The sequence below is a fragment of the Sorangium sp. So ce124 genome, from assembly GCF_051525235.1.
Classification (GTDB): domain Bacteria; phylum Myxococcota_A; class Polyangia; order Polyangiales; family Polyangiaceae; genus Sorangium; species Sorangium atrum.
The window spans coordinates 6997893-7021694 of record NZ_CP150312.1; the positions used below are offsets into that span (position 1 = coordinate 6997893).

General features: G+C 73.9%; 12 protein-coding genes. 6 read left to right on the top strand and 6 right to left on the bottom strand.

Features of this window, described 5'->3' with window-relative positions; translation table 11 throughout:
* Positions 1-72: 72 nt before the first annotated feature.
* Entirely contained in the window at positions 73-2289 is a 2217-nt protein-coding gene (locus WMF19_RS26140; protein WP_437901678.1) for a hybrid sensor histidine kinase/response regulator, read from the bottom strand.
* Positions 2290-2336: 47 nt separating this feature from the next.
* Positions 2337-4739, bottom strand: coding sequence for a hypothetical protein (locus WMF19_RS26145; RefSeq protein WP_437892818.1), 2403 nt, complete (start codon positions 4737-4739; stop codon positions 2337-2339).
* Positions 4740-4948: 209 nt separating this feature from the next.
* Between WMF19_RS26145 and WMF19_RS26150 the strand changes: the two genes are divergently transcribed.
* Positions 4949-6199, top strand: a complete 1251-nt coding sequence (locus tag WMF19_RS26150) for an MFS transporter (RefSeq protein ID WP_437892820.1) — start codon at positions 4949-4951, stop codon at positions 6197-6199.
* A 54-nt stretch (positions 6200-6253) separates the two neighbouring features.
* Here WMF19_RS26150 and WMF19_RS26155 read toward each other — a convergent pair whose 3' ends face one another.
* A complete protein-coding gene (locus tag WMF19_RS26155) occupies positions 6254-11443 on the bottom strand; it encodes an nSTAND1 domain-containing NTPase (protein WP_437892822.1) in 5190 nt (1729 codons plus the stop codon).
* Positions 11444-12253: 810 nt separating this feature from the next.
* The gene (locus tag WMF19_RS26160) at positions 12254-13147 is read right to left on the bottom strand and encodes a hypothetical protein (protein WP_437892824.1); all 894 of its coding nucleotides are present in this window, start codon (positions 13145-13147) and stop codon (positions 12254-12256) included.
* A 179-nt stretch (positions 13148-13326) separates the two neighbouring features.
* Between WMF19_RS26160 and WMF19_RS26165 the strand changes: the two genes are divergently transcribed.
* The 3 genes from WMF19_RS26165 (at position 13327) to WMF19_RS26175 (ending at position 16318) form a co-directional block, all read left to right on the top strand.
* On the top strand, positions 13327-14757 hold the full coding sequence (locus tag WMF19_RS26165; protein ID WP_437892826.1) for an MATE family efflux transporter: 1431 nt from the start codon (positions 13327-13329) through the stop codon (positions 14755-14757).
* Positions 14758-14851: 94 nt separating this feature from the next.
* Positions 14852-15442 (top strand): Uma2 family endonuclease, encoded by a 591-nt coding sequence (locus WMF19_RS26170; RefSeq protein ID WP_437892828.1) that lies wholly within the window; start codon positions 14852-14854, stop codon positions 15440-15442.
* 273 nt (positions 15443-15715) lie between these two features.
* Entirely contained in the window at positions 15716-16318 is a 603-nt protein-coding gene (locus tag WMF19_RS26175) for a carbonic anhydrase (protein WP_437322608.1), read from the top strand.
* Positions 16319-16593: 275 nt separating this feature from the next.
* Here WMF19_RS26175 and WMF19_RS26180 read toward each other — a convergent pair whose 3' ends face one another.
* A complete protein-coding gene (locus WMF19_RS26180; protein ID WP_437892830.1) occupies positions 16594-20178 on the bottom strand; it encodes an SNF2-related protein in 3585 nt (1194 codons plus the stop codon).
* Between the two features lie 37 nt (positions 20179-20215).
* Positions 20216-20764: a DoxX family protein gene (locus WMF19_RS26185; protein WP_437892832.1), complete on the bottom strand. Its 549-nt coding sequence runs from the start codon at positions 20762-20764 to the stop codon at positions 20216-20218.
* Positions 20765-20840: 76 nt separating this feature from the next.
* Between WMF19_RS26185 and WMF19_RS26190 the strand changes: the two genes are divergently transcribed.
* Entirely contained in the window at positions 20841-22319 is a 1479-nt protein-coding gene (locus WMF19_RS26190; RefSeq protein WP_437892834.1) for a PLP-dependent aminotransferase family protein, read from the top strand.
* 166 nt (positions 22320-22485) lie between these two features.
* Entirely contained in the window at positions 22486-23712 is a 1227-nt protein-coding gene (locus WMF19_RS26195) for a serine/threonine-protein kinase (RefSeq protein WP_437892836.1), read from the top strand.
* The last annotated feature ends 90 nt before the right edge of the window (positions 23713-23802 follow it).

A 23802-nucleotide genomic window follows, 5' to 3' on the forward strand; every position in this document is an offset into this window, starting at 1 on the left:
CGCGCGCGGTGTGGACGGACGCGCGGCGGCGTCCCGCCGGCGACAGCGCGGGCGGACACAGCGCGGGCGCTTCTACCTGCTGCTGTCGCGCGCCTCCGCGCGGGGCGCGGAGTTCGCGGAGACGACCTCGGCGATCGCGGAGAGCGCGTCCTCGGCGGAGAACGGCTTCTCCAGGAGCGGGCGGCCCGACGAGGCGAGGAACCGCTCGACATCCGCGCCGAAGCCCACGCCGGTCATGAAGATGAACCCCTGCGCGAGCACAGGATCGCTCTCGCGGATCCGCGTGTAGAAGACGTCGCCCGACATGCCGGGCATGCGCAGATCGCAGAGCACGACGTCGAAGCGCTGCCCGCCCGCGAGCATCCCCATCGCGGCGTCGGCGCTCGGCGCGAGCGCCACCTCGTGCACGCGGCCCAGCTGATCGGACAGCGCGCGGGCGAGCGACGCCTCGTCCTCCACCACGAGCACGCGCACCCGCTTCGAGACGAGCCGCGGCACCGGCGAGACGCTCGGCGTCGCCTCGTCCGTCCGCCCCGCCGCGGGCAGCGAGATGATGAAGCGCGCGCCGCCCGGCGGGACGCGCCCAGGGACCGGGCTCTCCGCCGTGATCTGCCCGCCCGCGCGCTCGATGATCTCGCGGCTGATCGACAGCCCGAGCCCCGTGCCGACCTCCGGGCCCTTCGTCGTGAAGAAGGGCGCCCAGATGCGCGGCAGGTTCTCCTCCGCGATGCCGGCGCCGGTGTCGCTCACCACGATCTCGACCGTCTCCCCGTCGCTCCGCGTCTCGACCGTCACCGTCTGATCGCGGGCCTCGTGCTTCGAGCTCGGCTTCGGGATCGCCTGGGCCGCGTTGACGAGGAGGTTCACGATGACCTGGCCGAGCCGGCCGTCATCCATGAGGATCGGCGGCACCTCGGAGAGGTTCTTCACGATCTGCGCCCGCTCGATGATCTGGCCGCGCGTGAGGCTCAGCGCGGACTCGACCGTGCGGTTCGCGTCCGTCAGCGTGCGCCGCGAGCCCTCGGGCTGCGGCGGGCTCGCGAACAGCTTGAGATCGCGGACGATGTCGACGATGCGCTTGATCGAGTCGCGCAGCTCCTTCACGAGCTCCGACGCGCTGGAGGCGGCGCTGCCCTCCATGCGCACGTTCGGGCCGCGCAGGAGGCGGTCGAGCATGTCCAGGCCGAGCAGGATGAACGCCGCGGGGTTGTTGATCTCGTGCGCCACGCCGGCCGCGAGCGTGCCGAGCGTCGAGAGGCGATCGACCTGGATGAGCCGCGTGCGCGCCGCGTGCTCGGTGCTCACGTCCGCGAGGACGCCCTCGATCGCCACCACGCGGCCGCGATCCGAGACGAGCGGGTACACCGTGCCGCGCGCGGTGATCGCGTCGCCGCCCCGCCGCCGCAGGCGCGCCTCGTAGGAGGCCGACGGGGCCCCGAGCTTGGCCCGCGCGACGGCGTCCTCGAAGCACATCACGCCCTCGGGATCGGCGTGCGCCTCCCCGAGGAAGCCCGGCGTCTTGAGGGCCTCGGCCACCGGCACGCCCAGGAGCCGCTCGGCGTGCCGGTTCAGGAACGAGAGCTCGCCGGACTCCGGGTCGAGCCGGAAGATGATGAGCGGCGCGTTGTCGAGGAGGTTCCTGTGCTGCTCCTCGAGCTCGCGGATCCTGAGCAGCCGCTCGGCGGCCTCGCGCTCCCCGGCGACGACGCGCAGCGAGCGATCCAGGCCGGCGCCGAGCGCGTCGGCGATCTCCTCGAGGAGCGGGATCGGCGCCGAGGCCGCCGCGCCGGCTTCTCCGTAGCCGACGACGAGCGCCGCGATGATCGGGCAGCCGAAGCCGCCGGCCCCGGCGCCGGCCGGCCCGGAGCGCGCCGGGTGGCCGGGCTCGGCGCCCGGAGGCGCGGCCCGCACCGGGAGCGCGACGTACGAGAGACACCCCTCGCCGGCCCCCATCTGGGCGAGCGCGTTCCCCGCGCGGTTGTCGTCGCAGGAGAACGGCTCGCCCTCGGCGAACACCCGCCGGAAGAGCGCCGCGGGCGCCGGCAGGCGCGCGCCGAACGGGGCGGCGGCGAGCGCGTCGCCGCGGAAGACCGCGTACGCGCGGAGCCCGCCCTCCGGCTCCGGGAACACCACCGCGAGCAGCTGGAACGCGGCGAACCGGCCGACGGCCGCGGCGAGCTCCTCGAACGGCCTCGGCAGGAGCAGGTTCGAGTGGCGGGCCACGACGGTGAGGACGGCGTTCAGCGCGACGAGGCGGCCAACCCTCTCGCTCGCAGGCTCAGCGTGCATTTCCACGACATCTCACCACGTCAGCGCGCAGGGACGAGAGGCATTCTTCACTTTTGTCCGGCCGGCGGGTCGCCCGCGGTCGCCGGGGACGTAGGCAAGGCCGCCTCGCCCGCGCAGCGCTCGAGCAGGCGGAGGGCGGCGTCCCGGCGCTCCTCGCTCACGGCCGGCCCCGTGCCAGCGGCCCCGTCGTGCGCTGCGTACTGGGCGAACATCCTGCGGGCGGTCTCGACGTCCTCGACGCCGCACGCGACCACGAGCCGCAGCCGCTCGGCCTCGATCCAGACCCGCTGGACGGGCAGGTGGGCCGCGAGCGCCCGGTCCAGGCGATCGGCGGCCTCGTCGAAGCGGCCGTCGCTCAGGTAATGGCGGCCGAGCAGGTAGTTGGGCAGGCCATCGCCGGGGGATTGCGCGGCCCACGCGCCGAGCAGCTCCGCCGCCCGGAGCCTGTCGGGCGCGCCGCCGCGCGTGCCGATCAGCAGCTCGACGATGGCCGCGCGGGCGCGCTCATCGTTCGCGGCGGCGATCTTCACGTCGAGCGTCCGGAGCCGGTCCTCGTCGACGAGCCGGCCGGCGACCTCGCGGTACCACGCCGCCGCGCGCTCCCTGTCGCCCGCCGCGAGCGCGACGTCGCCGAGCCGCTCCGCCGCGCGGTCGCGCAGGTGACGCGGGATCGACGCGTCCCCGGCGATGCCCTCGAGCTCGCGGATCCCCTCGCTCCGCTCGCCGGGCGCGTCGCTGGCGAGCCGCGTCTCCGCGATGGCGATGCGCGGCGCGGGGCTCCGGTCGAGCGACAGCACGCGCCGGTACGCATCGATGGCGCCCTCGTGGTCGCCGCGCGCGCGCAGCTCCTCCGCCTCGTGGGTGCACGCGTCGACCACGTGCGGGCAGCGCCGCTCGAAGAGCGCCGGCCGATCGAAGCGGGCCTTCGCCTGCGCCTTCGCCGCGTCGGGGAGCGTGAGCGCGTCGAGATCGGCGTGCCACGCGCGCTCCATCACCGCCCACGAGGCGCCCGTGATCTCCGGCAGCGCCTTGCCGCCGTACCAGGCGCGCACCGCGTCGGCGCCGTACGTCGCGCGCACGTGGCCGACGAACGCGCCGCTCACGGTGTAGGCGGTCGACGAGTTCTCGGCGAGGAAGCCGAGCGCGAACAGGCGCGCGAGCGGCGGCAGGATCCCGAGATCTTTCATCGCCTTGGCCCACGCGCGCGGGCTCAGGTCCTCGCCCTCCCTCGGCGAGCCGGCGACGGCGATCCCCTCGATGAGCCCCGGGTCGGGGAGCCACCCGCCGAGCCGCCCGGCGATCTTGAACGGGCCGCGGGCGAAGGCGCCGGCCAGCACGTGCATGATCTCGTGCCCGAGCGTCGGGTGCGGGTAGCCGGCGGCCTGCAGGTACACCTCGCGGCGCCAAGGCTTCGCGACGTACGTGCGCGACGCGCCCATGAGCGCGCCCTTCTGCGCCGCGCTCTCGAACAGGTAGGCGCGGACCCGGAGCGGCGCGCCGTCGACCACCGCGGGCGCCCCGAGCCAGCGCTCGCCGGCCTCGATGTGGGCGTCGCACTCGCGCACGAAGCGCTGGACGTCGGCCTCGCGCATGCCGCGCGGGTAGACGACCTCGCAGCGATGGCCCTTCGAGAGCGCGCCGAGCTCGGCCGCGATGCTCTCGGAGGTCTGGAAGTGGCCGAGGCGCTCGCCCTCCAGGACGGTCGCGGCGCTCAGCGCGGCGCTCGCGACGCCGAGCAGGAGCAGCCCGGGCCGGCCCTGCAGCTGGAACGACACCCGCCCGCTCGCGTCGTGCACGAGGTGCTGCGCGAGCGCCGACGCGGCGAACAGCGTGGCCAGCGTCCCCGCGCGGTACGTCAGCAGCCCGGACGCGTCGACGACCGTGTCGTAGAGGGTGCCGCTGAAGAAGCCGGCGAAGGGGTCGTAGGCGAAGACGATCGGGCTCGTGTAGAAGCGGACGGCGCTCACGCCGATCGAGCCGAGGGGGGCGGCGAGCGCCGCGAGGACGGCGACGAACCGGCGCCGCCAAGCCGGGCGGGGAGGCGCGGCGTCGTCGCGCCGGATGCCGGCGGCGAGCTCGCCCGCGACGGCGCCCCAGGCGCCGCCGAGCGCCGCGCCGAGCCCGGGCCCGAGGGCGAAGTGCGCCGAGCCGCCGAGCACGTCGCAGAAGCCGGCGCGCAGGCCGTGCGCCAGCGTGGTGGCGTACGCGACGACCGCGAGCAGGGCGCCGCTCGCGACGCCGCGGCGGAACGCCTCGACGGGCGGCGGCCGATGCGCGGCGACGTCGAGGGCGGTCACGATCGCCGCGGCGGCCGGGACGATGAGGCCGGCGGCGAGCGCGCTCTCGTAGCCGGGGCCGTCGAAGAGGGGCAGGAAGCCGACGAGCGCCATCGCGATCGCGACGAGCGCGGCGCCGAGCCTCATGGCCGGTGAACGCAGCAGCGTGGGCATGGTCGCGTGGGACTCCAGAGCTGCCTTCGTAGCCGCGCCTGCCCGGAGAGGCGAGCGGGATGCGGGCGCCCCGGCGCGATCCAGCGAGCCGCGTCCTCGATGGACGGTATCGACGTGGCGACGGCATATGAAGAGCCGTTTGGGCGGCCTTGTTCGATAGTGCGCGCTTCTCCTTCCCTCCTCTTTCTGCTCTGCTCGCGCCCCGTTCCATGTCCTCCCCGCCCGCCGGCCTGTCGCGCCACCCCGATTTCCTGCGCCTCTGGGCGGCGCAGGCCGTGAGCGCGGTGGGCAGCCGCGTCAGCCGGACGGCGCTGCCCGTGATCGCCATCGTGAGCCTCGGGGCCGACGCTGCTGGCGTGGCGGTCCTCTCCGCCGTGTCCACCGCGCCGGGCGTCCTCGTGGGGCTCTTCGCTGGCGGGCTCGTCGATCGCTCGCGCAAGCGGCCGCTGCTCGTCGGCGCGGATCTCGTGCGCGCGGCGCTGATCCTCTCGGTCCCGATCGCGGCCTGGACCGGCACGCTCACCCTCCTCCAGCTCTCCGCGGTGGCCGCGCTGGTGGGCATGGCCACTTCCCTGTTTCAGATAGCCGACAACGCCTACTTACCGGCGCTGGTGGGGCAGGACCACCTGGTCAAGGCAAACGCCAGGCTGGAGGGGACCGAGGCCGCCGCGGAGATCGCCGGCCCCGGCGCCGCGGGCATCCTGATCCAGGCGCTGACGGCGCCGGTGACGATGGTGGTGGACGCGCTGTCGTATCTCGTGTCGGCGGCGCTCCTCGGGCGCATCCGGGCGGCGGAGGCGCCGGCCGTCCCCGCGGGCGGCGGAGGCGACGGAGACGCCTCGCTGGTCGAGGATCTCCGGGTGGGGCTGCGCCACGGCCTGGGCCACCCCGTGGTCGGGGCGACTTTCCTGGCGATGGGCGCCCACGCGCTCCTGCTCGGCGGGGTCTTCTCCGCGCTGTACATGCTCTATCTCCTGGAGCATCTGCTGCTGGACACGACCACGGTCGGGCTGATCATCAGCGTGGGCGGCATCGGCGCGCTGGGCGGCAGTTTCCTCGCGGGCTGGCTGGGCCGACGCCTCGGCGCCGGGCCGGCGATGATCCTCAGCCTGTTCATGAGTCAAGCCGGCTGCGCGCTCATCCCGCTGGCCGCGCAGCTCGGACGGCTCGCGGTCCCTGCCCTCGTTGTGCACCAGCTCGTCGGGGACGCGTTCCTGATGGCGTTCATGATCCACGCGGTGAGCGCCCGGCAATCCATGCTGCCGTTGCACGTGCTCGGCCGGGTCGACGCCACGCTCCACGTGCTCACCGGGGCGCTCTTGCCGGCGGGAACGCTGGCAGCCGGCTGGCTCGCGGGGCGGATCGGCGTGGAGGCGACGGTCTGGGCGTTCGTCATCGCGGGGTTCGCAGCGCCGCTCCTGCTGGTGCGGCCCGCGGTCTGGCGGCTGCGGGCGGCGTGAGGGCGCGCGGATTCGCGGGCGTGAGCCTGCGTGCGCTCGATGGAAGGGTGATCGTCATCGGCCGGCCGTGCTGCCCAGCCGGCCTCCCGACTCCTCCTGACCTCCCGGCGCGTCCGCGCGGACCGCGGCGACCTGCCGCAGACAGGCCTCCTGGCTCGCCCGGGCGGCGGATTCGGGCACACGAAGGAGCTCGATCCTCCGCTCGACGGGCATGCAGTAGGTCGTCGCCGTCCACAGCTTCGGGTCATCGACGCCGCGGAGCGGCTCGAGGTCGGTCCACACCCGCGCGACCTTGTCGTCGGACCCTGTGACGATGCGCTTGCCATCGGGGCTGTACGCCACGGCGTTGACGGGCGCGTCGGACCCGCGCAGCACGAGAGGCTCGCCCGTGCCGTCGGCATTCCATATCCGCGTCGTCCTGTCGTCGGACGCGGTGACGACATACTTGCCGTCGGGGCTGAACGCCGCAGCATTGACCCAGTGCTCGTGACCGCGCAGGACCACGGGCATTCCTGTGCCGTCGGCGTTCCACACCCGCGCCGTCTTGTCCCACGACGCCGTGACGACGCGCTTGCCATCATGGCTGAACGCCGCCGATACGACCCAACGATCGTGCCCTCGCAGGACCACCGGCTCGCCCGTGCCATCGGCGTTCCACACACGCGCCGTGTTGTCATACGAGGCGGTGACGACGCGCTTGCCGTCGGGGCTGAACGCCGCCGAACGCACCCGGTCCGCGTGACCACGGAGCGTCACGGGCTCTCCAGACCCGTCGGCGTTCCACACGCGCGCCGTCTTGTCCCATGACGCCGTGACGATGCGCTTGCCGTCAGGGCTGAACGCCGCAGATCGAACCCTGTTGTCGTGACCGCGGAGCACCAGCACCTCTCCCGAGCCGTCGGCGTTCCACACCCGCGCTGTCTTGTCGTCGGACGCGGTGACGACGCGCCTGCCATCGGGGCTGAACGCCGCAGAGAACACCGCATCCTCGTGCCCACGGAGGATCACGGGCGCTCCCGAGCCGTCGGCCTTCCACACGCGCGCCGTCTTGTCCCATGACCCCGTGACGACGCGCTCGCCATCCGGGCTGAAGGCCGCAGCGTAGATCGCATCCTCGTGCCCACGGAAGCTGAGGGGCTCACCCGTGCTCTCGTCGTTCCACACCCGCGCCGTCTTGTCATAGGACGCCGTGACGATCCGCCTGCCGTCGGCGCTGAACGCCGCCGAGTAGACCCGATCCTGATGGCCACGCAGGATCCGCGGCTCGCCCGTACCGTCGGCGTTCCACACGCGCGCCGTCTTGTCCCACGACGCCGTGACGATCCGCTCGCCATCCGGGCTGAACGCCGCAGAGTAGACGACGTCCTCGTGACCGCGCAGGATCCGGGGCTCGCCCGTGCCATCCGCCTTCCACACCCGCGCCGTCTTGTCCCACGACGCCGTGACGACGCGCTCGCCATCCGGGCTGAACGCCGCGGAGTAGACGGCATCCTCGTGACCGGGCAGGACCACCGGCTGGCCCGTGCCGTCGGCGTTCCACACCCGCGCGGTCCTGTCGAACGACGACGTCACGATGCGACCGCCGTCGCGGCTGAACGCGGCGAAATAGACCGGCTCCGCGTGGCCGCGAAGGACGAGGAGCTCGCCCGTGCCATCCGCCTTCCACACCCGCGCTGTCCTGTCGAACGACGCCGTCACGATGCGACCGCCATCGGGGCTGAACGCCGCCGAATAGAGCCCCTCCTCGTGACCGCGGAGGACGAGCGGCTCGCCCGTACCCTCGGCGCTCCACACCCGCGCTGTCCTGTCGTCCGACGCCGTCACGATGCGCCCGCCGTCGGGGCTGAACGCCACCGAGTTGATCGGCCCCTCGTGGCCACGAAAGACCAGCGGCTCGCCCGTGCCATCGGCGTTCCACACCCGCACGGCCCTGTCCGCGCAGATCGTCGCGATGCGCTTGCCGTCGGGGCTGAACGCCGCGCGGATGACGAAATCCGGATGGGTGAGCACCACGCGCGCGACCCAGCTGTGCAGCGCCCAGCGCGCGAGGGTGGCCCACCCGCGCGGCACCTCGGGCGGCTCGACCTCCCGCACGAGCGCCAGCACCGTCGTCGGATCGGATTGCAGCTCGCGCGCCGCGGCCATGCGGGTGGCGTTGCGCGCCAGCTGCGCGTCCGCCTGCGCGCGGATCGCCAGGTACGACACCATGACCGCGAACGCGCTGAGCGTCGCGATCACGCCCATCGCGAGCTGCCGCCGCAAGCGCCGCGCGCGCTCGGCGAGCTCCACCACGGCCAGGAGATAGCGCTCCTCGCGCTTGCCCAGCCCCGCTCGCCCGTCGGCGCCCTGCGCGGCGCGCCGGCGCTCGTACCACGCCCTCGCGTCCTGGGCCGCGCGGTCGCGCCAGAGCAGCCCCTCGGCCCGGCCGCTCGCCTCCCACTGCTGCGCCGAGGCGCGCAGCCGGGCCAGGAACTGCGCGTCTTGCTCGCCCTCGGCGAGCCACTGCCGGAGCTTGGGCCACCGCTCGATCAGCGACTCGTGCACGAGCTCCACCGTCGTGCCCTCGCGCTCGCCCCCGGTCTCGATCAGCAGCAGCCGCGCGCCGGCCAGGTGCTGGACCACCTGATCGATCGCCTCGCCCGCAGGCCCCTCGCCGTTCTGCGCCACCCCGTGGAGCTCCTCCAGGCTGACCACAGCGCGCGTGCGCTCGGGCGTGACGAGGCGCACCAGCACCGCCCGGGCCAGCCGATGCTCACGCGCCGGCAGCGCCAAGAGCACCGCGTCCGCGTGGGCGGACAGGGCGCCGGCCACGCCGCCCAGCCTCTCGTAGCTGTCTCGCGTCAGCAGCCGGTGCTCGCGATCCCGCGCCTCCCACAGCTTCGCGGCCGTGAACTGCAAGAGCGGCAGCGGGCTGCGCGTACTCTCGAGCGTCCCCAGCATCTCCCCGACCATCTCGGCCGTCTCGAAGCGATGACCGGCCGCCTCCAGCGGCCTCGTCAGCGCGTCGCGCAGGCCGTCGCGCCCCATCGGCGGCAGCAGCGACAGGCCGCGCGTCACGTCGATCACGAAGTCGTGATCATCGGCCATGCGATCGAGGAAGTCGGAGCGGACGGCGAGCAGCACGCGGAGGGGCGATGACGCGTCGTCGGCCACGCCTTCCAGGCAGGCCACGAACGCGGCCCGCTCCTCGCGGCTGGCGCCGAGCGTGTACAGCTCCTCGAACTGATCGACGAAGAGCAGGGCGTGGTGCCTCGTCCCCTCACGGCGGCAGCGCGCGCGCAGCCGAGCGCCCAGGTGCCCCGGCTGCGCGCGCAGCGTGGCGACGATCCCGTCGTGGTCGGCGAGCTCGGCCGATCCGGACCCCGAGCTGGCCGCCTCGGCATCGGCCACCTGCGCGAGCACATCGACGAGCGCCGACAGCGGCCGGCGCCCCGGCCGCACGATGAACGTCTCCCACCGCTCGCTGGAGCGCTTCAACGCCGGGATCACCCCCGCGCGCACGAACGACGACTTGCCCGCCCCCGACGGGCCGACGACCGTGAGGAGCGGCTGGTAGCGCAGCCGCGTCGTCGTGGCGGCGATCTGGCGATCGCGGCCGAAGAAGCGCGCCGCGTCCGACTCCTGGAACGCGGACAGCCCTGCGAAAGGGCTCTCGTCGTCGCCCAGCTCGAGCGCCTTTCGACCGGGCAGCAGCGCCTCCAGCTCCGCGAGCAGCTCCTTGGCCGAGCCGATGCGCTCGTGCTTGCGCTTCTTCAAGCAGCGATCGACCAGGTCGCCGAGCGCGCCCACGTCCGGGCGCCGCGCGGCCACGCGCGGCATCGGGAGATCGAGCTTCACGATGTCGGCGAGCCGCGCGACCGAGAACGGATCGAGCGGGTGCACCCCCACGAGCAGCGTGTACAGGAGGATGCCCACGGCCCAGAGGTCGCAGCGAGGATCGACGTCCCCGCCCAGCAATTGCTCCGGCGACATGTAGGCCGGCGTGCCGATGAGCCCGCTCCGGTGGCCATCGCCGTGGCCTCGCGCGAGCGTCGCCTGCGCGCCCGTGAGCGTCGACATCACCCTGAGGTCGAGCTGCTTCGCGATCCCGAAGTCGAGCACCTTGATGCTCCCTGTGTCGTCGATGAGGATGTTCTCCGGCTTGAGATCGCGGTGCACGATCCCGAGCTCGTGCGCGCAGACCAGCGCGCGGATCACCGGGATCATCAGCTCGACCACCTGGCCGGGCGACATCGGGCCAGACGGCCCTATCGCGGCGAGCGGCCCTGGCGCGCTCGGGTGCTCGCGCTGGGCCAGCCATTCGCTCAGCGTGCGGCCCTTGATGTACTCGAGCACCAGGTACGGGTGTCCTTTGATCTCGTCCACCTCGTGGATCACCACGATGTTCTCGTGACGGCAGCGCGCCGTGGCCCGCGCCTCGTCCAGGAAGCGCTCGTTCCCCTGCCCGCTGAACTCGAGCAGCAGCTTGATCGCGACGAGGCGCCCGAGCTTCGTGTCCCTGGCCAGGTACACGATCCCCATGCCTCCCCGGCCCAGCTTCCGGATGATCTCGTAGTGCTTGATCATGCCGCCGACGTCCGGCAGCGCGGAGCCCGGCTCGCTCCCCGCCGGCGTCGCGGCGCCCCCCACCGTGGTTGCGGCGTGCTCGTCGTGCTCGACGTGCACCGACGGAGCTGCGGCCTCGCGCGCTCGCTCCTCGGGCGTCACGCCGGCCGACGCCTCCGTGGGTGCCAGGCCGGCGAGCGCGAGCGTCGTCTCGGTCGGCTCGCCACGCATTCCGCTCGATCCCGGTCGGTCCGGCTGTCTCTGCTCCTGGTCCTCGGCGTCGCGGTGCGGCACCTCCTCGAGCTCGAGCGTCGCCTGCGGCAGGGTCGCGCCGAGCGCGGGCTGCCGCGGGTCGTCCGGCGCGGGCATCACCTCCCGCAGGGTGTGTCCCGGCATGAGCTCGAAGACGGTATAGAGCTGCCCCCCGCCGGCGTGCCCCCAGTCGACGGGCCGGATGATCGGGGAGTGCTGGAGCCGTGTGCCAGAGCGCATCTCCCGCAGGAACCGCGAGACGGAGCGCCGCGAATGGTGCCCGCCGTCTCCATCCCGAGGCAGGCGGAGAATCTGGAGGACGATCGGCCGACCGCCCCGGATGCGCCGGCCCCTGTAAACGACCGTTCGGCCGCTCGCTCGGCAGCAGGACAGGATCTCATAGCGACCCTGGAACACCGTCCCTGGCGCGAGGGTCTCGCGGCTCATCCTGGCCCCTCCGATCGCTGCCACGCCCGCGCGGCGGCTCCGGACGAAACGTCCCCACCCCCTGTCGACACGCAACGCTCCTGAATGTCGAATTCGTCGCGCCGCTCTGGCGAGAGAACCCGACGGCCTACCCGGACCGATGCTCAAGCAGCCGACCGTCGCTGCCTGTCGAAGCTTCTATAGCATACCTCCCCACATCGTCCGGTGTCGGCGCCTCCGATGCGTCAGCCCCTCTCCTTGCACACCGGTTGATACCAGCGCTCCCGTCGCTCTCCTCCTTTTCTTCCGCCATTTCAGGCCGCTCAGTATTGCGGCAATTCCCAGGCGCCGAGTCGTGGCACAGGCGAGGAGCCGGGCTGTGGCTCAGGCGACGTGTCCAGTCATGGCTCGGTGACGAGTCCAGTCATGGCTCAGGGTCAGGCGAGGAGCCGGGCTGTGGCTCAGGCGACGTGCCCAGTCATGGCTCAGGCGACAATCTCGAACCGCGGCTCAGGCGACGACCCCGGTCGTGGCTCGGACGACGAGCCCAGTGGACGGGGCGAGGAGTCCCGCCCGCAGCGCGGCCACCTGCGCGCAGCCGTGCTCGTGCCGTGCGGGACGTCCCGCCGGGGCCCTCGGAGCGCGACCTGTTGCCGGATGCCGCAAACCATTGCGGAAGAGAGCAAGCGGTTGCGTACCGCCTCCGCGGCCTGGCGCCGCCCGGGCTCCCGTCGTCCGCCCCCTGTGTGGTCTGTGCGCGTGCGCGCGGGATCTGCGCTGGCGGCGTGGGCGCCGCGGGCGCCGGTCCGGCACCGCGGCGGCCGAAGAGCGTCAGCCGAGCAGCGGCTCCGCGCCGGCGGCCTCGCCCTCGGCGCCCTCGTCCTCGTCGAGCGGCACGTCCTCCTCGATCACCTCTCCGGCGGCCGCCGTGCGCCTCACGGCCGTGAGGCCGAGCTGGATCTGCGCCTTCACCGGGAAGACCTGCCGGAGCGTCGTCGCCCAGTCGTTGAACCAGTCCCGCAGGCCCTCGAGCCCCTCCCGTTGCTCCCGCCAGGCCCTCGCCAGCTCGGCCGCCGGCACCCGAGGCGGCTGCGCCTGCGCGCCGGCGCCGGCCTCGAGCCTCGCGAGCAGATCGCGCACCTGCTGCACCTTCGCCTCGGTCAGCCCGCGCGCCGCGAGGGTCCTGTGGACCTTCTTCGCGTCACCATCGCTGTTCCTGGCGAGCCCCTCGAGGCGGCGGAGGTACGTCCCGACCGACGTGGTCACCGTCGACCCGAGCGTCTGCGGCTCCAGGTGCTTGAAGAACGCGGCCTCGAAGCCCTCGCGCCGCTCGCGCGCCACGACGCGGCGGATGATCGCGCGCGTGCGCGGGAACCACGTGTTCTCGAAGACGTCGACCTCCCGGAGCAGCTGCATCCGCTCGGCCCCCTCGACGCCCCCGCCGCTCGCGGCCTCCGCGAAGAGGTGCTCGAGCGGGCGCTGCTCGCCCGCGGCGAGCTTGAACAACCGCCACCCCTCGCGGTGCTCGTTCGCCGCGTAGCCCTCGCGACGCGCCCGCGCGATGAACGGCGCCGCCTGGACGTTGACGAGGAACCGGAGAGCGCGACCCAGGAGGTCCTGCTCGGCCGCGGTGAGCGCCAGCGGCAGGGACGCCTCGGAAGGCCCGGACGACGCGGGCCGCGCTCCCGGATTCCGGGAAGCGCTCGCGGACTTCGCTTTCGACATGTCGTTTCTCCTCGCTGGCGCGCCTGGACTGGGCTCGAGCGCTCAGCGGCGTCGGCCGACTGCAAGCTGCGCGCCAGCGGGGTGGACGGTGGACTGTCGCCGCGCGTTCGCTACGTTACGCCGCGACTGAACAGGCCACCACGAGGCCGCTCTCCACCCGCTCCCAGGCGAGGAACCTGATGCAATCGAAGTTTGGAACCGACCTGACGACAGGCAGTATCCCGAGACATATCGTGACGTTCTCCCTCCCGATGCTGATCGGGGGCTTCCTTCAGACGACCTACAGCTTCATCAACGCCATCTGGGTCGGTCAGTTCCTGGGCACGGGGGCCCTGGCGGCGGTCACCGTGAGCTTCCCGATCATCTTCACCATCTTCGGCGTCGGGATGGGGATGACCCTGGCAACGAACATCCTCGTCTCGCAGAGCTTCGGCGCCAGGCGGTTCGATGAGCTGCGGCGCGTGGTCGACGGCTCCACCGTGCTGATCTACGGCCTGGGCCTCCTGCTGACCGCCCTAGGAGAGCTCTTCGCGCCCCAGATCCTCCGCGCGATGGACACGCCGGCCGACGTCTTCGCGCCGTCGGTCAGCTATCTCCGCATCTACCTGCTCTCGCTGCCGTTCAGCTTCGGCATGTTCGCGCTCCGGAGCATGCTGCAAGGCACCGGCGACTCCAAGACGCCGCTCTATTTCCTGCTCGGCTCGGTCGCGCTGACGACCGTCCTCGACCCGCTCCTCATCTTCGGGCGGCTGGGGCTGCCGGAGCTCGGCCTGAACGGGACGGCCTGGGCCACGCTCGTCTCTCAGGCCATCGCGCTCGTGGCGCTCAACCTGTACCTCCACGCCCGCAGGTCGCCGATCGCACCGAGCTGGCCGCGCTTCGGCCAGCTCGGACCGACGATCCGAAAGACGCTCCGTATCGGCGTGCCGGCGGCCGTCCAGCAGTCGGTGGTGGCGCTGGGCATGGTCGTCGTGACGGGGATCGTGAACGGGTTCGGGGAGATCGCGACCGCAGCGTTCGGCGCGGCCTCGCGCATCGACCAGATCGCCTTCCTGCCGGCGATCAACATGGGGATGGCGATATCGACGCTCGCCGGGCAGAACCTGGGGGCGGGGCACCACGGCCGCGTGCGCGAGATCTTCGCGTGGGGTTGCCTGTTCAGCGGCGGGATGACGCTCCTCATCTCGGCGGTGGCGGTCGCGTTCCCCGAGGCGCTCCTCAGGGTGTTCATCACCGATCCGGCCGTCATCGAGCTCGGCGTGTCGTACCTGCACACGGTCGGCGCGTGCTACGTGTTCTTCGGCCTCACCTTCGTGAGCAACGGCATCATCAACGGCGCCGGCGCGACCATGGTCACGACCGCGACGACGCTGCTCAGCCTCTGGGTCGTCCGCGCCCCGCTCGCGTACTGGCTCTCGCGCGAGATGCGCAACGTGAAGGGCGTCTGGTACGCCATCGCGGCGAGCTTCGTCGTGTCGATGATCACCGGCACCGCGTACTACGCCTCGGGACGATGGAAGCGGGCCCTCGTCCAGAAGGCGCCTCCGGGCGGCGCGGCGAGGCAGGCCGACCCCGCGCAGGCGTTTGCGAGCGAGGTCGGAGAGGCGTGAGGGCGGCGGAAGCGCCCGCGCGGACCGGCCGCCCGACGCGGAGGCCTGGGGCTCGCAGCTTGCTTCGCCGTCCCCCCCAGTGCACGCTGGACCCATGGGCCATCCCGCCGAAAAGCGTCGACGCGCGACGTACGCCGACCTCGAGGCGGCGCCGCCGAACAAGGTGGCAGAGCTCCTCGGCGGCGAGCTTCACCTCTTCCCCCGACCAGCGCCGCGGCACGCGCGCGCCGCATCGAGCCTGGGCATCGAGCTCGGCGGTCCCTTCGATCACGGCAAGAACGGCCCGGGCGGCTGGTGGATCCTGGACGAGCCCGAGATCCACTTCCCCGATCCGGCCTCGCCAGGCGACGTGGATGTCGTCGTGCCGGACCTCGCGGGGTGGCGCCGGGAGCGCATGCCCGAGCTCCCCGACACGCCCTACTTCTCGCTCGCTCCGGACTGGATCTGCGAGGTCCTGAGCCCCTCGACCGAGCAGCACGATCGCAAGGAGAAATTGCCCGTCTACGCGCGCGAGGGCGTACGGCACGTCTGGCTGATCGCGCCCCTCCAGCGGACCCTGGAGATCTTCACGCTCGCCGCGGACCGCAGCTGGGCACCGATCGCCACCCACCGCGACACCGCGAGCGTCCGCGCCACGCCCTTCCAGGCCATCGAGCTCGATCTCGCCGTGCTCTGGGCGACGTAGCGCTCACGTTCAGTCCACGGCGAGCGCGAGGCGCCCCTGCCCCCACGGATCCGTGAACGCCGCCGCTAGGCCGGCTCGCGCCGTGTGCTCGCGCGCGCTCCGGCCGGCGCCTGCTCCGGCCTCTCTCGCGCCGCGCGCCCGGTTTCCCTCGTCCTGTTCGCCCGCTTCGCCCCGCGCCGCGTCCCCTCGCCTGACGACGCGCAGAGCTCGGGAACCGGACGCGCCCCCGTTCCGACTCATGCGGGGACCGCTCCTGGTCCGCGAGGAGAACCGATGCAGCTCTCGAACAGCAGGTCACCCGAGGCCCCCGCCTCGACGCGGCGGCGGCGCGCAACCGCAGCGCTGGATCCCCGCCACACGCTGCTGATCTCATGCTTCGACGCCGCGCTCCCCCTCGGACGGATGGGGCTCGCTGCCGACGGGGTGCCCTGCGCGCAGGTCCGATCGCCGGCGCACCTGGTGGCGCCCTGGAAGGACAACGCCGAGAGCGAGAATGCTTCGCTCCTGCTGTCGCTCTCGATGCGGGAGACACACGACGTCGTGATCTGCGGCCACGTCCGGTGCGCGGCGCTCGAGGTGCTCCTCGACGGGGAACGCGATCGGCAGGCCTTCGGGCTCCTGTCGCAGGTGCCCGCGGCGCGCGCGACGATCGACCTCGTGCGCCACAACTACGGCGGCCTCCACCGCGACGCCCTCCGCGAGGTGACGGCCCAGGAGAACGTGCTGACCCAGCTCGATCACCTGCTCACCTACCCGCTCCTGGCGCAGGGAGGCGGGCCGCGCGTCCACGCCTGGCTCTACGACGAGCGCGACACCTCGCTCTGGGCCTACTCCTTCGAGGAGTCGCAGTTCGCGCACCAGATCTCGCTCCGGTGAGGAAGAGCGCGAGTCAGAGAGCGCAACTCGGGGTAATGGGGGAATCCCCATAGGCGTTAACCAAGCTTCGCACCGCGTTCTCCTACATCCGAACGTTTACGTGGTCGTGGTCGTGGTCGTCAACGGTAGGCCGTGAACGACCACGACCACGACCACGACCACGTAAACGTTCACGTTGGTGGCCGATGGGGGGAATCCCCCCATCCCGCCAAGATTTTGTGTTTTCTTGGCGGCTTGGCGGTTCAAACGACCCCACCTTCAGCCAAAGCACCCCGTCACCGACTCGGAGGGCTTGAGTCCGAGAGCTCGCCGTCCCCGCCCTCGCCGCCGTCCGGCCCCCGGAGCTGCGCCGAGAGCAGACCGACGAGCTCCTGCGTCGAGAGCTTGCCAGCGGCGTCCTTGCCGCCGAGCACCTGGGCCACGAGCGAGCGCTTCTCCGCGTGCAGCGACAGCATCTTCTCCTCGATCGTCCCGAGCGCCACCAGGCGATAGATGGTGACCGGCCGCCGCTGGCCCAGGCGGTGCGCCCGGTCCGAGGCCTGATCCTCGACAGCGGGGTTCCACCACGGGTCGAGGTGGATCACGTTGGTGGCCGCCGTGAGGTTGATGCCGAAGCCCCCCGCCTTGAGCGAGATCAGAAAGAGCGGCGCCGACCCCTCCTGGAACTCGCGCACCCGCTCGGCCCGGGCCTTCCGGGGCGTCTCGCCGTCGAGGTAGACGTACGCGACGCCGCGCGCCTCGAGCGCCTCGCGCACCAGCGCGAGGTGCGACGTGAACTGGCTGAACACGAGCGCGCGCTGCCCCTCCGCGCACAGCTCGTCGACGAGCCCGAGGAAGCGCGCGAGCTTGGACGAGTCGAGCGCCGAGCGCGCGTCGTAGAGGCGCGGGTGCGAGGCGAGCAGCCTGAGGCGCGTGAGCGCCGCCAGCACCTCGACGCGCCGCTCCTGCTCGCGCCGGACCGCCCGGCTCGTCTCGAGGTCGGACAGCGCCGCGAGGCGCGCGTCCTCGTACAGCTGCCACTCGGCGCCCGAGAGCACGACCGGCACGCGCACCTCGGTGCGCGCCGGCAGCTCGGCCTCCACCTGCGCCTTGGTCCGCCGGAGGAGGAACGGGGCGAGCACGCGCGCGAGCGCGGGCCCCGCGGCGGGGTCGATCTGCCGCTCGATCGGCATGGCGTAGCGGTCGCGGAACGCGTCCCATCCGCCGAGGAGGCCGGGGAAGACGAGCGCGAAGAGGCTCCAGAGCTCGCCGAGGTGGTTCTCGATCGGCGTGCCCGAGAGCGCGAACCTGAAGTCCGCCTGGAGCGCCCTCGCGGCGCGGAAGCGCTGGGTGGTCGCGTTCTTCAGGCTCTGCGCCTCGTCGAAGACGACCGTGGCGAAGCGCCGCGCCGCGAGGCGCGCGGCGTCGCGCACGAGCAGGCCGTAGCTGAGCACCATCACGTCGCCCGGGCCGAGCCGCGCGAGCGCGCCGTCGCGATCGGCCTCGTCCGCGTAGACCGTGAGGCGGAGGGAGGGCGCGAAGCGCCGCGCCTCGTCCTGCCAGTTGAAGGCCACCGAGGTCGGCGCGACGACGAGCGCCGGCCCGCGCTCGCCGCGCTCGAGCAGGACGGCGAGCGCCTGCACCGTCTTGCCGAGGCCCATGTCGTCGGCGAGCACGCCCCCCGCGCCCCAGGCCGCGAGCCGCACGAGCCAGCGGTACCCATCGAGCTGGTAAGGGCGGAGCTGGGCCACGAGCGCCGCCGGCGCGACGGGGCAGAGCTCGCCGGCGGCCACGACCCGCTCGATGAGCCCCCGGAACGCGCCGTCCGCCTCGAGCGCGGCGCCGGCCCGCTCGAGCTCCCACAGCACCATGGCGGCCGAGGGGCCCACCGAGAGGCCGTGCCGGGCGTCGTGGACGTGATCGGCCAGGCGCTCCAGGTGGGCGCGCAGGGCCTCGCCCAGCTCCACGTAGGTGGTGGCCTCGACCTGCACGTAGCGCTCGTGGCGGCGCGCTGAATCGAGGAGCCGGGCCAGCTCCACGCGCTCTCCCGCGACGCTCAGCCCGCCGAGGGCGCCGAACCACTCGCGCCGCTTCTCGAGGACGACCTTGAGCGCGCGGGGGCCGCCGTCGCCCACGACCCGCAGGGGCTCGCTGACCCACTCGAGCTCCGGGGGCGGCTCGCGCCGCGCGCAGGCCGCGAGCAGATCGAGCGCGCCCTGCGCGCTGGCGAAGCGGTAGTGGAACGGGCGGTCCTCGAACGGCTCGGCCCCGGCGAGCGGGAGCTCGGCGGCGAGCGCGGCGGCGAAGTCCTCTTCCCGGCGCAGGTCGCGCACCGTGTGCAGGGCCCGGTCGCCGCGCCGCACGTGGACGTCGCGCGCGCCCGCGCCCGGCACCAGCGGCGCGGCGTCGGCGAGCGGCCGCACGCGCAGCTCGACCTCCACCGCGCCGCGGGGCTGGGCCGTGAGCCGCAGCACCGGGAGCAGCTCCGGCGGGACCGACTCGCCCATCACGCTGCGCGGCATGGCCACGGGCACGCGCAGCGCCCACCGCGAGAGCGCGGCGAGCAGCGCGCCGTGGCTCTCTGGCGGGAAGACGTCGCCCTCGCGCGCGAGCACGTCGAGCAGCGCCCGGATCTCGGCCTTGACGTCGAGCAGCGTGAGCCGCCGCGCGCCCTTGTCCCAGTCCCAGAGGAACAGCACCTCCTCGGGCCGGGCCCGGCGCGCCCGCTCGAGCAGCGCGGGAGGCAGCGCCGTGCCCTCGACGCCGGCGCTCACCCGAACGGCGCCGTGGCGCTCCTCGGCCACGACGCCCACCGGCGCGCGCTCGATCCTCACGGCCACGTCGGGCGCCTCGTCGAGGAAGAGGCGCGGGTGGCCGATGAGCGCGTCGAGCAGCGCCCGCGAGGCGAAGGCGTTGCCCTCGGGCAGGAGCGACGCGATGCGGGCGTCCTCGGGGGAGAGCTTGCCGCCGTGCTCCAGGAGCAGGCGCTTCTTGCCGAGCCGCGCCCCGGCGCCGCGCTGCCCCTTCTTGCCCAGCCGGTGAATCCAGGGCGCGACCACGACGCCGGCCGCCTCGACGACGTCGAGCCGGAAGGCGAGCTCGACGCCGCCGCGCGCCCCGGGGCCCTCGTCGAGGGCCCTGTCGAGCGCCTGCAAGGCCCGCTCCCAGGCGGGACGGCCGAGCTCGTCGAGCGCCTGGAAGAAGGCCTCGCTCGGGGGCTGGCGGAGCCAGAGCAGCGCGGCGTCGATGGCCGCGAGCACGTGGACGCAGCCGCCCGCGCCGCAGTCGCACTCGGCGCGGAGGGCGCCGGGCGCGAGGATCAGCCGCGCCTCCGGCCTGACGAAGCCGGCGCCCGCGCGGTGCGCCTCGAAGGGCCGCGGATCGTCGAGGCGAAAGCCGGGGAGCGCGGCGTCGAAGCGCAGCGCGGCGGCCCGGAGCGCCCGCTCGGGGCGCGGGGCCGCCGCGTCCGGCACGCGCGCGCGCAGCTCGCAGAGCCGCTCGTGCGCCGACAGGGCCCGCGGCTCCTCGGGCGCCCGCAGCAGCGACGGCGCCGCGGCGCGCGCGAGCGCGGCGTCGTCGCGCTCGTCCTCCAGGAAGCGCGCCACGAGGGGCGGCAGGACATGGCCGAGGCGCGAGGGCGCGAGCCACACGAGCGCGCTCGCGAGCTCCTCGGCGCTCGCGAGGTCGATGAGGCGCCGCCGCGCGCCGAGGAGCTGCAGCTCGGGCCAGAGCGTGGGGTCGACGCGCGGCGCGACCGCCTCGAGGCTCAGCCGGGCCAGGTGCGCGACGCCGTGCTGCGCGAGCCACGCGAAGAGGGCCGCGCGGGTCTCGAAGGGCGCCGCCGGCGCTGCGGGAGGGACGGCCTGGGTGTCGCCTGGCATGACAGGCGGCGTAACGTCGTCGGTGCGAGGGCGCGGTTCAAGGGGTTCTGGCGCGCTCGCCCCCGCGGGCGAGCGCGCCGTAGGGCACGGCGGGCGCGGCCGCGAGCAGCAGCGCCCCGCCCGCGGCCGTGTAAACCGAGTAGGAGAGCACCGCCTCGACGCCGCGCCCCGAGAAGGTCATCGCCAGCGCGAACGCGAGCAGCAGCATCCCGCTCGCGAACGCGAGCGCCCGCGTCCACACGCCCGCGAGCAGGCCGACCCCGAGCGCCGTCTCCAGCGCGGTCGCCGACCAGGCGAGCGCCGGGACCATCCAGGCCGGCGCCCACGGGTTGATCGCGCCGGTGTACGCGACGAAGCGGCCCCACTCGCCCCAGGCCACGTTGCCGGTGCCCGGCGGGCCCCACAGGCCGAAGCGGTCGGCGACCGCCGACAGGAACGCGGCGGCGAGGCCCAGCCGGAGCAGCAGCGCGCTCGCCCAGGCGAAGCGCGGCGAAGCCCACGGCGGGGCGAGGCCTAGCCGGTGGGCGGCGGCGAAAGCGTCGGCTGCAGGGTCGGCGGGGCGCGGGGCGGAATGCGAGATCGTCATGGCTCCTCTTTCGCCCCGGAAGCTGGCTCCGGGGTGGTCCAGCGAGGAGGTCCATTTCTGGCATGATGGCTGGACCATGCGCCCGTGGACCTTCCCCGTCTCGCTCGACCCGGGCTCGGCGGAGCCGCTGTTCCTGCAGATCGCCCGGCGGATCGCCGCGGACATCGGCCGCGGGAGGCTCCGGCCCGGCGCGGTCCTGCCCGGGTCGCGCACGCTGGCGAAGACGCTCGGGGTGCACCGCAACACCGTGCTAGCCGCGTACGACGAGCTCGAGGCCGAGGGCTGGCTCAGCTCCGCCGAGCGCAGCACGCGCGTCTCCGCGGCGCTGCCGCCGCGCCCGCGCGGGGTGGCAGCGCCCCGGGGCGAGCTCGGCTACGACCTCCCTGCCCGCCCGGCGTGGCGCACCTTCGCGCCGGATCCGGCGCGCCGGGGCGTGCTCCACTTCGGGGCGGGGCTGCCCGACCTCCGCCTGGCGCCCGCCGACGAGCTGGCCAGGGCGTACCGGGCGGCCGCGCGGGCAGGCGGCCGGACCGCGCTCGGGTACAGCGATCCCCGGGGCGACGTGCACCTCCGGCGCGCGCTCGCTGCGCTGCTGCGGGAGACGCGCGGGCTCGCGTGCGACGAGGACCACCTCCTCGTCACGGCGGGCAGCCAGGGCGCGATCGACCTCGTCGCGCGCCGCCTCCTCGGGCCGGGCGACGCGGTCGCCGTCGAGGACCCTGGCTACCCGCCGGCCTGGGACGCGCTGGCGTCGACCGGCGCCGAGCTCCTGCCCGTCGGCGTCGACGGCGATGGATTGCGCGTCGACGCGCTGGAGGCGCTCGCCGCGCGGCGGCGGGTGCGGCTCCTGTACCTGACGCCCCACCACCAGTTCCCGACCACGGTCACGCTGTCGACGGCGCGGCGGCTCCAGCTGCTCGACGTCGCGCGCGGGCGGCGGATCGCCGTCCTCGAGGACGACTACGATTTCGAGTTCCACTACGACGGCCGCCCGGTCCTGCCGCTCGCGGCCGCGGACATGGGCGCGGTGATCTACGTCGGCACGCTGTCGAAGATCCTCGCGCCCGGGCTGCGCCTCGGGTGGGTGGCCGGGCCGCGGCCGCTCGTCGAGGCGCTCGCGGCGCAGCGCATGCGCGCCGACCGGCACGGCAGCCCGGCGCTCGAGCGGGCCGTCGCCGCGCTGATCGAGGACGGGCTCCTCTCGCGCCACGCGCGCAAGATGCGGCGCGTGTACGAGGCGCGGCGGAATGCGCTCGCGGAGGCGCTCCGGGCCGAGCTGGGCGGCGCCGCGGAGCTCGCCGTCCCGGCCGGCGGGATGAGCCTCTGGGTCTCGTTCCCCGAGGGCGTGGACGCCGAGGTCGCGGCGCGCGCCGCCCCCCGGCACGGGGTGGGGTTCTACCCCGGCGCGCGCTTCAGCTTCCGCGGGAGTGAAGCGCGCGCCGCGCGGCTCGGGTTCGCGTCGCTCGATGAAGGCGAGCTGCGCGAGGCGACGCGCCGGCTCTGCGCCGCCCTGCGCGCCCGGCCCGACATCCAGCGCGGCCGTACGACGTTGTGAGCGCATATCGGCGACTGGCACTCTGCTGGAGGTGCGCTGTCCGGGATTCCCAGGGTCCCATGTTCGCGATACGCTCTGGGGATGCCCCGGTCCCTGACCCCAGCGCGTCGCCCGAGAGGGACACCGACGTGGCTGGGACGCAGAGGCGGCACGGAGGTGCTCGATCGTGTTCCATCCTTCCCCGTTCGATTCACAACCTGACTCCCAGAGGAGAGACAGCGCGCGCGCGAAAGGAGCGCTCGCTGATCGACCGGCAGACTCCCGCCCCGCCTCGTCGCGCCGCTCCGTACGGCTGCGAGGCCGCCTCATCGACGGGCGTTACCAGGTCGATCAGCTGCTCGGGCGCGGCGCGATGGGCGAGGTCTGGCGCGCGCACGACGGCGTCCGGCGCGCCGATGTCGCGCTGAAGTTCCTCACGGTGGCGCGCGGCGGGCGCAACGTCGACGCGATCGAGCGGTTCCGCCTGGAGGCGCGGGTCGCGGCGCAGCTCGGACAGAAGACCCGCGGCGTCGTCGCCGTGCTCGACGCCGGCGAGGACCCCGCGGCGGGCCCGTACATCGTGATGGAGCATGTGCGCGGCAGGTCGCTGCGTCAGCTGCTGGAGGAGCGAGGCACGATCCCCGCCGTCGAGCTCGCGTCGTTGCTCCGTCAGCTCGGAGAGGCGCTGTCGACGGCGCACGGCCTCGGCGTCGTGCACCGGGACATCAAGCCGTCGAACATCCTGCTCGTCGAGGGGAGCGACGGCCATCTCTGCGCCAAGATCACCGACTTCGGGATCGCCAAGTGGGTCGGCCAGGATCGACCGGCCGATTTCCGCCGCCGCACCGCGGACGGCGTTGTGCTGGGCACGCCGGCCTACCTGAGCCCGGAGCACACGTGTGATGGTCTTGGCGGCCCGCAGCTCGACATGTGGTCGCTCGCTGTCGTCGCGCACGAGGCGCTGACCGGGCGGCAGCCGTTCCCGGGCGGCAACCTGGCCGCGGTGCTCGCGGCCATCCTTGTCAGCGGGCGCCCCCCGCTGGCCACGTTGTGCCCGGGAGCGCCGCCCGCCCTGGAGGCGTGGTTCGCGCGCGCCTTCGCCATCAGCCCATCGGAGCGGTTCCCCAGCGTCCAGGCCATGATCGCCGCCTTCGAGGCCGCGGCAGGGGTAGCGGTGGCGCCGCCGCCGCCGGCCGCAGCGCGGGGGCGGCGCTGGCGCGCCGCGGCGGCCGGGGTCGCGGTGGCGCTCGGTCTCGCGGTGCCCGCGGCGCTGCTCTGGGAGCGGTCCGGGAGCGACGGCGCGCGCCGCGCGGACGAGGCGGTCCGCGACGCGGCGCGCGCTGCCGCCCGCGTCGCCGACGCCGCGCAGGCAATGACAGCGCGCCTCCTGGAACGCCAGCGCACAGCGCCCTGATCGCGGATTTCGCGCCGTGTCCGCCTCGTCAGGACGCGGGCGGGGCCGTCCAGGAACTAAGTCAAGCCCAGGCTCGATGGGGGCCCGCGA

What these genes read in the sequence shown, in the direction of transcription:
- WMF19_RS26180 (WP_437892830.1), bottom strand. Translation starts at nt 20,178, where the DNA reads ATGCCAGGCGACACCCAGGCCGTCCCTCCCGCAGCGCCGGCGGCGCCC.
- WMF19_RS26155 (WP_437892822.1), bottom strand. Translation starts at nt 11,443, where the DNA reads ATGAGCCGCGAGACCCTCGCGCCAGGGACGGTGTTCCAGGGTCGCTAT.
- WMF19_RS26150 (WP_437892820.1), top strand. Translation starts at nt 4,949, where the DNA reads ATGTCCTCCCCGCCCGCCGGCCTGTCGCGCCACCCCGATTTCCTGCGC.
- WMF19_RS26165 (WP_437892826.1), top strand. Translation starts at nt 13,327, where the DNA reads ATGCAATCGAAGTTTGGAACCGACCTGACGACAGGCAGTATCCCGAGA.
- WMF19_RS26175 (WP_437322608.1), top strand. Translation starts at nt 15,716, where the DNA reads ATGCAGCTCTCGAACAGCAGGTCACCCGAGGCCCCCGCCTCGACGCGG.
- WMF19_RS26170 (WP_437892828.1), top strand. Translation starts at nt 14,852, where the DNA reads ATGGGCCATCCCGCCGAAAAGCGTCGACGCGCGACGTACGCCGACCTC.
- WMF19_RS26145 (WP_437892818.1), bottom strand. Translation starts at nt 4,739, where the DNA reads ATGCCCACGCTGCTGCGTTCACCGGCCATGAGGCTCGGCGCCGCGCTC.
- WMF19_RS26185 (WP_437892832.1), bottom strand. Translation starts at nt 20,764, where the DNA reads ATGACGATCTCGCATTCCGCCCCGCGCCCCGCCGACCCTGCAGCCGAC.
- WMF19_RS26160 (WP_437892824.1), bottom strand. Translation starts at nt 13,147, where the DNA reads ATGTCGAAAGCGAAGTCCGCGAGCGCTTCCCGGAATCCGGGAGCGCGG.
- WMF19_RS26140 (WP_437901678.1), bottom strand. Translation starts at nt 2,289, where the DNA reads ATGCACGCTGAGCCTGCGAGCGAGAGGGTTGGCCGCCTCGTCGCGCTG.
- WMF19_RS26190 (WP_437892834.1), top strand. Translation starts at nt 20,841, where the DNA reads ATGCGCCCGTGGACCTTCCCCGTCTCGCTCGACCCGGGCTCGGCGGAG.